Annotated in this window: 14 protein-coding genes; all 14 read right to left on the bottom strand. The window is 43.7% G+C overall.

Going from position 1 to position 13,453, the window contains the following annotated elements:
- Positions 1-126: 126 nt before the first annotated feature.
- Positions 127-1,284: a 2-isopropylmalate synthase gene (locus tag NFI81_RS20260; RefSeq protein WP_234615296.1), complete on the bottom strand. Its 1,158-nt coding sequence runs from the start codon at positions 1,282-1,284 to the stop codon at positions 127-129.
- Between the two features lie 263 nt (positions 1,285-1,547).
- Positions 1,548-2,618, bottom strand: coding sequence for a 3-isopropylmalate dehydrogenase (leuB, locus tag NFI81_RS20255; protein ID WP_234615297.1), 1,071 nt, complete (start codon positions 2,616-2,618; stop codon positions 1,548-1,550).
- Positions 2,619-2,675: 57 nt separating this feature from the next.
- Positions 2,676-4,247, bottom strand: a complete 1,572-nt coding sequence (locus tag NFI81_RS20250) for a hydroxymethylglutaryl-CoA lyase-like TIM-barrel protein (RefSeq protein ID WP_234615298.1) — start codon at positions 4,245-4,247, stop codon at positions 2,676-2,678.
- Between the two features lie 21 nt (positions 4,248-4,268).
- Positions 4,269-4,865 carry a 3-isopropylmalate dehydratase small subunit gene (gene leuD, locus NFI81_RS20245; protein WP_234615299.1) on the bottom strand — a complete coding sequence of 199 codons (597 nt, stop codon included), beginning with the start codon at positions 4,863-4,865 and terminating at the stop codon, positions 4,269-4,271.
- Between the two features lie 18 nt (positions 4,866-4,883).
- The gene (gene leuC / locus NFI81_RS20240; RefSeq protein WP_234615300.1) at positions 4,884-6,287 is read right to left on the bottom strand and encodes a 3-isopropylmalate dehydratase large subunit; all 1,404 of its coding nucleotides are present in this window, start codon (positions 6,285-6,287) and stop codon (positions 4,884-4,886) included.
- A 200-nt stretch (positions 6,288-6,487) separates the two neighbouring features.
- On the bottom strand, positions 6,488-6,829 hold the full coding sequence (locus NFI81_RS20235; RefSeq protein WP_234615301.1) for a HepT-like ribonuclease domain-containing protein: 342 nt from the start codon (positions 6,827-6,829) through the stop codon (positions 6,488-6,490).
- Positions 6,822-7,109 carry a nucleotidyltransferase family protein gene (locus NFI81_RS20230; protein WP_234615302.1) on the bottom strand — a complete coding sequence of 96 codons (288 nt, stop codon included), beginning with the start codon at positions 7,107-7,109 and terminating at the stop codon, positions 6,822-6,824. The genes NFI81_RS20235 and NFI81_RS20230 overlap by 8 nt, the downstream gene beginning before the upstream one ends.
- A 51-nt stretch (positions 7,110-7,160) precedes the next feature.
- Positions 7,161-8,009, bottom strand: a complete 849-nt coding sequence (locus NFI81_RS20225) for an AraC family transcriptional regulator (protein WP_234615303.1) — start codon at positions 8,007-8,009, stop codon at positions 7,161-7,163.
- Position 8,010: 1 nt separating this feature from the next.
- Positions 8,011-9,267 (bottom strand): threonine ammonia-lyase, encoded by a 1,257-nt coding sequence (ilvA, locus tag NFI81_RS20220; protein WP_234615304.1) that lies wholly within the window; start codon positions 9,265-9,267, stop codon positions 8,011-8,013.
- Positions 9,268-9,333: 66 nt separating this feature from the next.
- Positions 9,334-10,380: a ketol-acid reductoisomerase gene (gene ilvC, locus NFI81_RS20215; protein ID WP_234615305.1), complete on the bottom strand. Its 1,047-nt coding sequence runs from the start codon at positions 10,378-10,380 to the stop codon at positions 9,334-9,336.
- Positions 10,381-10,441: 61 nt separating this feature from the next.
- Complete coding sequence (gene ilvN / locus NFI81_RS20210; protein WP_026631940.1) at positions 10,442-10,975, bottom strand: acetolactate synthase small subunit; 534 nt, start codon at positions 10,973-10,975, stop codon at positions 10,442-10,444.
- An 18-nt stretch (positions 10,976-10,993) separates the two neighbouring features.
- Positions 10,994-12,754, bottom strand: a complete 1,761-nt coding sequence (ilvB, locus tag NFI81_RS20205; RefSeq protein WP_234615306.1) for a biosynthetic-type acetolactate synthase large subunit — start codon at positions 12,752-12,754, stop codon at positions 10,994-10,996.
- Positions 12,755-12,769: 15 nt separating this feature from the next.
- The gene (locus NFI81_RS20200; protein ID WP_234615307.1) at positions 12,770-13,234 is read right to left on the bottom strand and encodes a nucleotidyltransferase; all 465 of its coding nucleotides are present in this window, start codon (positions 13,232-13,234) and stop codon (positions 12,770-12,772) included.
- The gene (locus tag NFI81_RS20195) at positions 13,234-13,443 is read right to left on the bottom strand and encodes a hypothetical protein (protein ID WP_234615308.1); all 210 of its coding nucleotides are present in this window, start codon (positions 13,441-13,443) and stop codon (positions 13,234-13,236) included. Before NFI81_RS20195 ends, NFI81_RS20200 begins: the two co-directional genes overlap by 1 nt.
- Between the last annotated feature and the right edge of the window lie 10 nt (positions 13,444-13,453).

Raw genomic sequence — 13,453 nt, 5'->3', positions numbered from 1 at the left:
CCTTAGTCAGAATCACCGAGGGCTTTTTGCAATCTGATGGATGTTATTGAATATGTAATGTTACAAATAATTCTTTAAAACATCAAATTCAGATTCAATGGGTTATGCTTTTTAATGATTTTCTAATTATTCCACTGGGATGGCTGTCCGGGCCAAATCAACAAGATCTGCGTCGTTCACTTCCTTCTTCAAATCAGCCACTTCAAGGAATCTTGTGTACAATTCGTCCAATGCTGGCTTGTCGAAGCTGAATCCAAGTAATTCTAACCGATGCTTCAAAGCATGTCTACCGCTGCGGGCCGTAAGCACGATGTCCGATTTATCAACACCCACATCCTGCGGGTTCATGATTTCGTAAGTTAACTGGTGTTTTAAGAAACCATCCTGATGAATTCCTGACGAGTGTGCAAACGCATTACGTCCCACAATCGCCTTATTCGCCTGAACCGGCATCCGCATCATTTTCGACACCAACTGACTCGTCGGATAAATGAATTGTGTATTTACACCCGTTTCCAAACCAAGCTCCTTATGCACAGTTAATGCCATCACAACCTCCTCCAAGGACGTATTTCCGGCACGCTCGCCAATTCCATTAATGGTAACCTCAACCTGTCGTGCGCCCTGGCTTATGCCGGCAATGGAATTGGCTGTTGCCAATCCAAGATCGTTATGGCAATGAATTGAAATAATCGCTTTATGAATGTTTGAAACGTTCTCGAAAATGTATTTGATTTTCGAGCCATATTCTTCGGGAAGGCAATAACCGGTTGTATCAGGAATGTTCACAACGGTCGCTCCCGCACCAATTACTGCTTCAACTAATTGTGCAAGGAAAACCAGGTCCGCACGTCCTGCGTCTTCGCAGTAAAACTCAACGTCCTCAACTTTGGTTTTCGCGTATTTCGTTGCAGTAATGGCTCTTTCAAGGATTTTCTCCCGCGTCGTGTTGAATTTATGCTGAATATGAATATCCGAAGAACCAATACCTGTATGGATCCGTCCGCGGCGCGCATATTGCAACGCATTAGCGGCCGCATCAATGTCGCCGGGCACAGCACGTGAGAGCGCACAAATGATCGGTTCACGCACTGCTTTCGAAATTTCAACCACAGAATTAAAGTCGCCAGGACTCGAAACAGGGAAGCCCGCCTCAATAATGTCTACACCGAGTTTTTCGAGCTGCTTGGCTACAACAACCTTTTCTTCTGTCGTTAATTGGCTGCCTGGAACTTGCTCGCCGTCTCGCAAAGTTGTGTCGAAGATCTGGACTCGATTACTCATTGGTGGGTATTAAAATTTTAATGGATACGAATTTAATAAATTTCAGACAATATAAAACCCTTTCCGGGTTAGAGAAAGGGTTTTAAACGAATCAAAACACAACCTTTCCCGTCTTCACGGTATTAGTAAAATAGGGAGATTAAGGTTTAATTCGAGTGCGTTCATGATATCAGGTTGCGAAATTTCGCTAACAACATTTTGTTCTGCAAATAAAACATAAGTTTTCCTTCAAACAAATATTATTTGGTAAAACTTCTTTAAAATCAGATTCTTTTCAAGAGCTCAGCACCAGCCGATTGCGTGTTGAGAAGCAGATGTGCTGGTGTGGAAGCATCTGCAATATCTTTTGTCCTGAAACCGTCTTTAAGCAGTTTGTCCACCGCTGCGATGATTGCATCTGACTCTTCTTTCAAACCAAAAGAAATGTCCAGCAGCAATGCCGCGGAAAGAACAGAAGCCAAAGGGTTAGCAATGCCCTTACCCGTAATGTCGTGCGCGGAACCGTGAATGGGCTCGTAAACACCCGTGCTATCCCCCACAGAAGCAGACGCCAGCATGCCCATTGAACCCGCAATCTGGCTAGCTTCATCCGTCAGAATATCTCCGAACAAATTCGCTGTAACCACAACGTCAAAACGTCTCGGGTCTTTGATTAATAACATGGCAGCCGAATCCACAAACTGGTGTTCAACTTCAATATCGGGATATTCAGGAGCAAGCGCCTGGATCACTTCTCTCCACAAACGGCTTGTTTCCAAGACATTAGCCTTATCAACTGACATTAATCTTTTGCCGCGCGTGCGAGCCGCTTCGAATGCTTTGCGGCCGATGCGTTCTACTTCATATCTGCTGTATTCTGCAATGTCGTAAGCTGTGTTGTTATCGTTTTTACGACCTTTTTCACCAAAATAAATATCCCCCGTAAGCTCCCGGAAGAAGAGAATATCCGAACCTTTCAGGATTTCAGGTTTGATTGAAGAAGCACCCAGAAGCTCGTCAAACAGCTTAATAGGGCGTAAATTGGCATATAAACCCAACTCTTTACGCATTTTCAGCAAGCCCTGCTCCGGACGCACTTTTGCAGTTGGATCATTGTCATATTTAGGATGGCCCACTGCTCCGAAAAGGATCGCGTCCGAATTGCGCATTTTTTCAAGCGTTTCATCAGGAAGTGGGTTTCCGGTTGCTTCAATTGCAACGTGGCCCATTAATGCTTCGTCGTAGATAAATTCATGTCCGAATTTCTCGGCAATTTTTACCAAAACATTTTTTCCAACTTCTGTAACTTCTTGTCCGATTCCATCACCCGGAACGATTAGGATGTTTTTCTTCATTAATTGTTTGAATTGATAATCAGTAGTTTAAAAGTATTTGATCAATAGAGCATCAGACTAAACTGCCACAACCAAAGGAATTTCCGGCGTTAGCTCTGTTGCAGATGGAATGCCGATCAAGTTCAGCATTTTTTGCGTGGCCATGATTGCGGAAACGGTTTGATCGGAATCCAGACCTCTCGTTTTCACATCCTTACCGTTGATGGCCCAAGTAATGATGGTTTCGCAAAGGGCATCCGTTTTACCGCCGGGCGGAATGCGAACTGCATAATCCGTTAGCATTGGCAAGCTGATTCCTTTCCGGCAATATATTTTTTTCAATGCATTCATAAATGCGTCATACTGACCGTCTCCCTGTGCATTTTCCTCAAAAATCTCGTCCTCGAACCTGATCTGTAATGTGGCCGAAGGCTTCAAATTTTTCGAATGCGTCAGCACATAATTGACGATCACGACTTTCTCCTCAATCGCATTACTCGCCAGAATATCCGAAATAATATACGGAAGATCCTCAGGCGTTACCGCTTCTTTGCGATCGCCGAGCTCAATAATTCGTTGCGTAACCTTTTTGAGGTCCGAATCTGTAAGCGTAATCCCCAGATCCCTCAGATTATTTTCAATGTTGGCCTTTCCAGAAGTTTTACCCAAAGCATATAGCCGCTGACGGCCAAAGCGCTCAGGCATTAACTTACTGAAATAGAGATTGTTCTTTTTATCGCCATCTGCGTGAATACCAGCGGTTTGCGTGAAAACGCTTTCCCCTACAATCGGCTTATTAGAAGGAATTCGAATCCCCGAAAATGTCTCGACCAACTTACTTACAGAATACAATGACCGCTCATTCACAGAGGTCTTAAACTCCGGCATAAGATCATTAATTACTGCAATCGTGCTCGCCAGAGGCGCATTGCCCGTTCTTTCACCCATGCCATTCACCGTCAAATGCAACCCGTGCGCACCTGCACGCAATGCTTCCATGACGTTTGCAATGCTCAGGTCATAGTCATTATGCGCGTGGAATTCGAAATGGCTGTTGGGATAACGGTCGACGATGGATTTTACAAATTTGTAAGACTCAGAAGGCGTTAATATGCCTAATGTGTCGGGCAAAAGAATCCTTTTAACCGGCTGCGTAACCAGGAAATCAAGCGACTGGAAAACATATTCGGGCGAATCCCGCATACCATTGCTCCAATCTTCAAGATAAACATTGCAGTCAATACCGCTATTTTCGGCTAGCTCGATCACCTTTCGAATGTCTTCGAAGTGCTCCTGAGGCGATTTTTTTAGCTGATGTTTCAAATGATTCAGCGACCCTTTGGTCAAAAGATTCATCACCCGCGCACCGGACTCTAACATCCAGTTAATGGAAGAATCACCATCCACAAAGGTCAGGACTTCAATTTTATCTAGAAATCCATTCGCTTTGGCCCATTCCGTGATTTTTTGAACGGCCTGAAATTCTCCTTCCGAAACCCGGGCAGAAGCAACTTCAATGCGGTCAACCTTCACTTCCTGCAAGAGAATCTGAGCAATTGTCAACTTTTCTGATGCGGAAAACGACACTCCGCTGGTTTGCTCACCATCGCGAAGTGTCGTGTCCATTATTTCAATATAGCGGCTGTTCATAGGAGGCGTGCGGCCGGCGGCTTAATAAATTCTTTCTGCTTCAAACTCCTTAATCTCTCCTTTCATGGCTTGCAGATAATCGATATCATCAAAACCATTGATCATGTTATGTTTTTTATAACCATTGATGTCGAAAGTTTCTGATTCACCAGAGCTAACGATTGTGATCTTCTGTTCTTCCAGATTTACCTCAAACTCTGCATTAGGATCCGCCTCAATGGCAAGGAAAATTTTATCCAGAAATTCCGGGCTTACCTGAACTGGTAAAATCCCGATATTCAATGAGTTACCTTTAAAGATATCTGCAAAAAAGCTGGAAACAACACAACGGAATCCGTAATCATAGATCGCCCATGCAGCATGCTCACGGCTCGATCCGCTTCCGAAATTGTGACCGCCTACGAGGATTTTTCCTTTGTAAATTGGATTATTCAAAACGAAATCAGCCTTCGGCGTCTCGTCACCATTGTAGCGCCAGTCGCGGAAAAGATTATCACCAAATCCTTCGCGTTTGGTCGCTTTAAGAAAACGCGCCGGGATAATCTGGTCTGTATCAACGTTTTCGATCGGCAAAGGAACTGCCGTACTTCTTAATAATGTGAATTTATCGTATGCCATGTTAATGTCGGGTTTGAATTAAAGAAGATCTCTAGGGTCTGTAACTACTCCGGTTACCGCAGCAGCGGCAGCCACCAACGGACTAGCCAGAAGCGTTCTTGCGCCCGGGCCCTGACGACCTTCGAAATTGCGGTTTGAAGTGCTGACAGCATATTTTCCAGCCGGAATCTTGTCATCATTCATTGCCAGACAAGCTGAGCATCCTGGCTGACGAAGTTCAAAACCAGCTTCCGTAAGAATGTCAAGAATTCCTTCTTCCTTAATCTGCGCCTCCACAATGTGCGAACCAGGAACAACCCAAGCCGTCACATTATCCGCTTTCTTGCGACCTTTTACAATAGAAGCAAATGCACGGAAATCTTCAATGCGTCCATTTGTGCAGCTTCCGATAAAAACGTAATCAATTTTTTTGCCTAACATGGATTCGTTTTCATGAAAGCCCATGTAAGCCAATGACTTATCGTATGTAGACTTTCCACCTTCAACTTGTTCCGAAGTTGGGATATTCCTGGAAATTCCCTGACCCATTCCCGGGTTCGTTCCGTAAGTGATCATCGGCTCAATGTCAGCCGCATCGAATGTGTATTCTTTGTCAAAAACAGCCCCTTCGTCTGTCTTCAATGTTTTCCAGTATGCCAAAGCATTATCCCATTTTTCGCCTTTTGGCGCCTGGTCGCGGCCATTAATGTATGCAAAAGTGGTTTCGTCCGGGGCGATCATTCCTCCGCGCGCGCCCATTTCAATGCTCATGTTACAAACCGTCATACGGCCTTCCATGCTCATTTTTTCAAAAACCTCACCTGCGTATTCAACGAAATATCCCGTTGCGCCGGCAGTTGTCAGTTTTGAAATGATATATAATGTAACGTCTTTTGGCGTAACTCCTTTGCCTAACTCTCCAACAACATTCACACGCATTTTCTTAGGCTTCGGCTGCATAATGCATTGCGAAGAAAGCACCATTTCAACCTCAGAAGTGCCTATACCAAAGGCAATTGCGCCAAAAGCACCGTGCGTGGATGTATGAGAATCCCCGCAAACGATCGTCATGCCGGGAAGTGTAATTCCATTTTCCGGACCCACCACGTGTACAATTCCATTTCTGGCGTGACCAAGGCCCCAGTGTGAAATGCCGTATTTTAATGAGTTGGTTTCCAATGCTTTCAGCTGATTTGCAGAAAGTGGATCCGCTACCGGGAGGTGTTGGTTAATCGTCGGTGTGTTGTGGTCGGCTGTGGCAAATGTTCTTTCAGAATACATTACACCGATATTTCTGCTTTCCAGTCCGAGAAACGCAACCGGGCTGGTTACTTCGTGGATGAAATGACGGTCGATGAAGAACACATCCGGACCATCTGCAATTTTGCGAACAACATGTGCGTCCCACACCTTGTCGAAAAGGGTATTTGCTTGATTACTCATTTTTTTATTATTAAAATTTCGCCTCTTCAAGACTGACCTCTAAGAAATTGCGACATTAATCGCTGTTTTCATAAAAGGAGAACTGAGATTACAAATTACCATAAATTCAAGGTAATAAGTATAACGTTAAAGGTTCAAAAAATAGCGATTTTGGTTTTTCGAAGAAGTTTGAGCGGAAATTGTTATTGCTGTTAAGACAACTAGCTCTTATCTGTCATTATTAACAGTGCATCCCGAAGCGGTGGCAAATGCACTTCAATGATTCGCCAAACAATTTCAAAGTCAATCCCGGCATAATCATGCACAAGAATGTGTCTTGATCTGATAATGCGCATCCATTCAATGTCGGGATATTGTTCTCTAACTTCCTTGGGAACACGGTTCGCAGCCTCTCCAAGCACCTGAATGTTTCTAATTACAGCATCCCGCGTTTTCCTATCATTCATGAAATTATCAAAACTCATTCCGGACGTGTAATCCAAAACTGTCTCAACAGAATCCAGCATATCCAAGAATAATATGGATGGCGCTCGCTCAGACATAGATCAAGTTTTTCTCTATGTAAGGCAGTAATGGCGCTTTCAAGCCTCTTTTACTTACGAGATCTACTTTGGTTTGCAGCACATCTTCCAGCTCCATCGCAAGGTCAACAAATTCAAAGCCAATAGGAGCAGAAAACTCGACAAGAATATCCACATCGCTTTTGTCGGTTGCTTCGTTTCGGGCATAGGAGCCAAAAAGAGCCATTGATTTTAAAGGATATTTTGTAAAAAAATATCCTTTGGATTTATTAAGCCGATCTAAAACAGTTTGAGTGTTCATAGGAATGGAATGTGATCGTTGAAGCTAGGTTTTTTAAAACAAAAAGGCAAATCAGCCATGCTTCTTCGGCGTCCTTCCGTGTTTCTCCTTGTAAGTCTTTATAAAGTGCGAAACGCTTTCATAACCAATCTCTGTGCTGATTTCGGAGACGTTTTTGGTGCTGTTTCTCAACAAAAAATCCGCATAATCAAGCCTTTTATTTTTGAGCCAAAGCGCAGGTGATGTTTTGAATTCGTCCTGGAAATCTCTTTTAAACGCGGAAAGGCTTCTTCCGGATAAGCGCGCTAATTCATCCAATGTTAAAGGTTTCAAATAATATGTGTTCATCATGAACGACAAATCGGCTTTTTCACCTTTGTACAAACTATAAAGAATGGCGCGGAGTTGTTTTGAATTGTCCAATTCCAGCAAATGAAGCAGTAATTCTTGAAATTTTAAGCGCAGAAAATGGTTTTTTAATTCAGTCCTAGACTTAAAATAAGGAAAGACCGACTGAATAAACTTTTCAAAATTCTCATCTGATTTCAACAGCAAAATTGGATTTTCAAGAACTGGTGTTGCTTTTGCGGGATTGAAAAGTTCAGGGTGCAGGCTAACAAATTCCTTTAAAAGCTTTTCATCAAAAAAGAAAACAAGACTTTTGTAAGATTCATTAATAGACTCCGACATTAAATAGAAACCACGCTGAACAAACAAAATGTCGCCTTTCTCAACATGCACTTCCTGCGTCGGACTCGTAAATTTCTTCTCCCCCTCCAAAACCACAATCACCGCATGCTCTTCGAAAAACACATCATATTTGGACGGATAAACCTCATTGCGATAGGCAACAAAAGTCATATCCTGAATCTTCAAAGACTCAAATTCCTGAGAGCTGATATCGGATGGAACGCGGAGCATATCAAACCATAAATTGAAACAAATCCGGCTGATCATTCAAATACTCGTAAACCACCCGATTCGCGTCCATTCGCTCGATTAATGGTGCGAAATCTTCGCGGTGTTTGAGTTCGATGCCTACTAATGCCGGGCCTTGCTCACGGTTCGTTTTTTTTACGTATTCGAAACGGGCAATGTCGTCGTTTGGACCGAGGACATTCAGGAATTCGCGGAATGCGCCGGAGCGTTGTGGGAAGCGAATGATGAAGTAATGTTTTAAGCCCTCGTAAAGTAGCGAGCGCTCTTTGATTTCTTCGGTTCTTGTAATGTCATTATTGCCTCCGCTGATCAGTGCGACGACGTTTTTACCTTTGATTTCGTCTTTTATCAGATCCAAAGCAGCAACGGTGAGTGCTCCTGCTGGCTCAGCAACGATGGCTTCTTCATTGTAAAGCTGCAAAATGGACGAGCAAACTTTGCCTTCCGGAACGAGGATCACTTTGTCCAGACTTTTGCTGCAAATCTCAAATGTGATTTCGCCAGCCCTGCGGACAGCTGCGCCATCGACGAATTTGTCAATGTGTTCCAATGTCACAACATGACCTTCCTGTATGGCCTGATACATGGTTGGCGAACCTTCGGGCTCAACGCCAATTAACTTTGTTTTAGGAGAAAGTTGCTTAAAAACAGTTGAAATGCCTGATGCCAAACCTCCGCCGCCAATCGCCATCAATAAGTAATCAATCTTGAAATCGGCATCTTTAAAAATCTCCAAACCAACCGTTCCTTGACCCTCAATCACTTGCAAATCATCGAATGGATGCACAAAAACGGCATTCGTAATGGTTTGATATTCTTTTGACGCATAATATGCATCATCGTAAGTATCTCCTACCAGATGTACTTCTATCCATTCATTTCCAAATAACCTTACTTGTTTGATCTTCTGCGCAGGCGTGGTCGTCGGCATGAAAATCGCGCCCTTAACCTGCATTTTCCTACATGCATATGCAACGCCTTGCGCATGGTTACCTGCACTTGCGCACACGATTCCACCTGCAAGTGCTTCGGCTGACATACTTGCCATTTTGTTATACGCACCCCGAATTTTGTAGGAACGCACGGTTTGTAAATCTTCCCTTTTCAGATAAATATTAGCCTGATAATGCTCGGAAAGATGTGCATTGTAAAATATTGGTGTGTGGTTAATGACCCCGCGAAGCCTTTCAGCAGCGAGAAAAATATTGTCTAATGTCGGAGCGGAGTGAGCTGTATCCATTGCTGTTAAAATATAAAAGCCTTGCATTTGCAAAGCTTTTATATCTAATCAAATTGATAATTCTTATTAGTTATTTTCCGGGCGCAGGCTGCGAACAGTTTTGCCGGCTTTCCACATTTCTGATTCGCGAAGCTCAGCCAACTCTTCTTCCAATTTCACGCGATAATCCGATTGTGAATTACGTGTGATGGAGATTCTAGCTTGCTCGCCGCTTTTTACAGAGTTGTAAAGTTGTTCAAAAACAGGCTTGGTAGCGTCGCGGAAAGGTTTCCACCAATCCAATGCTCCACGTTGTGCGGTTGTAGAGCAGTTCGCGTACATCCAGTCCATGCCGTTTTCAGCAACAAGCGGCATCAATGACTGCGTTAATTCTTCAACTGTTTCGTTGAATGCTTCCGATGGAGAGTGACCATTAGAACGCAACACTTCGTATTGTGCCGCGAATATTCCCTGAATAGCACCCATCAAAGTTCCGCGCTCGCCAGTAAGGTCAGACGTAACTTCACGGTAAAAATCCGTTTCGAACAAATATCCTGAACCAACACCAATTCCCATTGCGATACATTTCTCGCGCGCTTTGCCTGTCGCATCCTGGAATACTGCAAAAGAAGAGTTCAAGCCTTTTCCTTCTACGAACAAACGACGAAGTGAAGTTCCTGATCCTTTTGGAGCAACCAGATACACGTCTACATCAGCAGGAGGGATAATTCCAGTTTGATCTTTATAAGTTACACCGAAACCGTGTGAGAAATACAATGATTTTCCAGCAGTAAGGTTAGCCTTAACGGTCGGCCATAATTCAATTTGAGCGGCGTCGGAAAGCAGGTAACAAATGATTGTTCCTTTTGCCAATGCTTCTTCCAATTCGAAAAGTGTTTCGCCAGGAACCCATCCGTCAGCAACGGCTTTGTCCCACGATTTACCTCCTTTGCGTTGGCCAACGATCACATTGAATCCGTTGTCGCGCATGTTCAAGCTTTGGCCTGGGCCTTGTACGCCGTAACCAATTACAGCTATGGTTTCGTTAGAAAGTACTTCACGTGCCTTTTCAAGAGGAAATTCTTCACGGGTTACTACTTCTTCTTCGAGCCCGCCGAAATTTAATTTTGCCATTGATTATTGATTGGATTATTGATTACTCGATTTAAAAACAATATTAGGTAAAGTTGCCCGACTACTGATAATACTCCCACTCAGCCTCAGGAAGATAATCCACCAGCGTTTGAGGAGACTTGCTTACCGCAACACGGCCCGATCTTACAAATTCCAGGATCTCGTGTGGCTTGATGTAGTCAAAGAATTCAAAAATTTCTTCTTCCGTGCCCGTCTTCTGAATGATCACATAAGTCAGGTGCCAGTAAACGACCCATGCTTTGTATGTCTTGTTAATGGTCTCAATGTCAAGCGGTTTTGCGCCGATTGGTGTTGAGATTTTAAACAATGCGATCTCATTGTAAGCGATGTCGTCATTGAGATAACCAAAAACAGCCAGCACTTCAATCACCTTACGGATCTGGCGGACGAGTTTTTCAACTGCGTCGCGCGACTCATGGCGAATGACGATGGTAAACCTTGAAATACCCTTACGCTCCGTTTCGGAAACCGTAAGACTATCGATGTTAATGCGTCTGCGCGTCAGAATGGTGGTAATCTTGTTCAGAATACCAATCGTATTTTCTGTAAAAACACAAATGGTGTATGTTGTCATGATCAATTAATGTCTAAATTATTCCAATCTGATATCTGCCACGCAAGCTCCGGTTGGAACCATTGGGAACACATTTTCCTCTTTTTCTACCAACACTTCCAATAAATATGGCTTGTCAGATGCCAGCATTTTGTCCAGCGAATCATTCAAATTTTCCCTGGCGTCACAAGTATGTCCGTCTATTCCAAAACCTTTTGCAATGGTGATAAAGTCAGGGTTTTGCAGCTCAACGAATGAATAGCGTTTCTGGTGGAAAAGTTGTTGCCACTGGCGCACCATTCCAAGGAAATTGTTATTCAAAATAATGATCTTAACAGGCAAACCGCTCTGTGCAATGGTTCCCAACTCCTGGATTGTCATTTGGAAACAGCCATCACCAATGATCGCAACGACCTCACGATCAGGCGCTCCCACTTTTGCACCAAATGATGCGGGTAATGCAAAGCCCATTGTTCCCAATCCACCAGAAGTGATGAACGAGTTCGGTTTTTTGAACTGATAATAACGCGCCGTCATCATCTGGTGCTGGCCCACATCCGCAACGATCACCGCTTCCCCTTTTGTTTTATTTGAAAGCGTGCGGATCACCTCAGCCATTTTGATCTTTTCCGTCGTTGGAGCAAGTTCGGGCTGTGTAATTTTCTGATCCTCAATGGCATCGTATCTTTTGAATTCAGCGCGCCATGCTTCGTGATTATTTTCCTTCACCAAAGGAAGCAGCATTTCAAGCGCCCTTTTGGCATCACCCACAACAGGTGCGTCCGCTTTTACGATCTTGTCAATTTCAGCAGGATCAATTTCAATATGAACAACCTTCGCCTGCTTTGCATAACGGCTCAAATCGCCTGTTACACGGTCATCGAAACGCATTCCTATCGCGATAATGACGTCACACTGATTGGTAAGGACGTTTGTTCCGTAATTTCCATGCATTCCCAGCCAGCCCACATAATTCGGGTGGTCAACGGAAACAGACGAAAGTCCGAGCAATGTTGAAGCAGCCGGAATGTCTGTTTTTTCAAGAAATTGAATTAATTCAGCTTCGGCATTGGCAATCTGAACCCCATGTCCGAAAAAAACGAACGGACGTTTCGCATTATTGATCAATTTTGCAGCCGCGGCAACCTGCTCCTCTTTCGGAGACAGGCGTGGATGATAACTAACCAATTTCTCACATTTTTTGTGAACAAAAGGCCTCGTCATCAACTTCTGCTGCGCATCCTTGGTAATGTCGATCAGGACTGGTCCCGGACGACCGGATTTTGCTATATAAAATGCTTTTGCAATAATTTCAGGAACTTCATCCGCATTGGTAATCTGGTAATTCCATTTTGTGATCGGAATGGTAACGCCCATTACATCTGTTTCTTGGAATGCATCCGTTCCCAGCAAATGAGATGCCACCTGACCCACAATGCAAACCATTGGTGTTGAGTCGATTATCGCATCAGCGATCCCAGTTACAAGGTTCGTTGCTCCTGGGCCAGATGTCACCAGGCAGACGCCCACTTCACCCGTAATGCGTGCAAAACCTTCCGCCGCGTGCGCCGCACCTTGCTCATGGCGCACCAGAATGTGGTTAACCTGATCCTGATAATCATAAATCGCGTCATAAACCGGCATGATCGCCCCGCCCGGATATCCGAAAATGGTCTCAACGCCTTCCGCTATCAACGATTGGATCAACGCATGTGAACCATTGATCAACTCCGGCTTAGCAATCGAAGCCACCGGCTCAACAGCTTGCAATGTCTGTGTTTGATTTTCATTAAATCCCATGACTCCTCTATTTATTTAGTCGGGTGAATTTTCAAGATTTTCAATGTCATTAATATCTCTTGGCCTTCCGGCCGCCTTTTTTGCTGTAATCAGATCTTTGTAATGAATCAACCTGATCGTTAGGTCGTCTACAATATGATCCGATGCATTTTTGAAGGCATAATCGAATTCCAGGCCTTTCAAATTGGTAATGATATCTATCGAAACGGGCGCTCTTCCAAATGTGAAAACATCAAATTTCGGATTAGACAAAAAATTTTCCTCAGTCATATCAAACAGCGGCATCCCAAATTTTCCAAATGCCTGTGCTATTCTCGAGTAGTTATTCTTTGTCTTATTAACCCAAATATCCATATCACCCGTTGTTCTTGAATATCCGTGCAGGATAACCGAGTAACCGCCAACCAATATGTATTCGACCTCACTTTCGTTTAATGATTTCAAAAAATCCTGAAAGTCATCATTGAAGATATTTGCCATTACAATGTGTGTTTCCGCATTGAAAAGGCTGTTCTGTCCATTTTCGGCGGATTATCTATGTCAAATTGAAAAGCGACACTATTCAGGTAATTAGCCGCTACCAACCGTTCGTTTGGTGTTTTTGGTTGATTCTTAGCATAATATTTTTCGGTTTCCTGATGAGATCCTGCGTGAAATGCTGTCCTGTCTAACTTAAATTCGCTTTTCATAGGCTATTTC

Source organism: Dyadobacter fanqingshengii, from assembly GCF_023822005.2.
GTDB lineage: Bacteria > Bacteroidota > Bacteroidia > Cytophagales > Spirosomataceae > Dyadobacter > Dyadobacter fanqingshengii.
The sequence above is the reverse complement of the archived record's forward strand: the minus strand, read 5'-3'. Positions and strand labels throughout refer to the sequence as shown.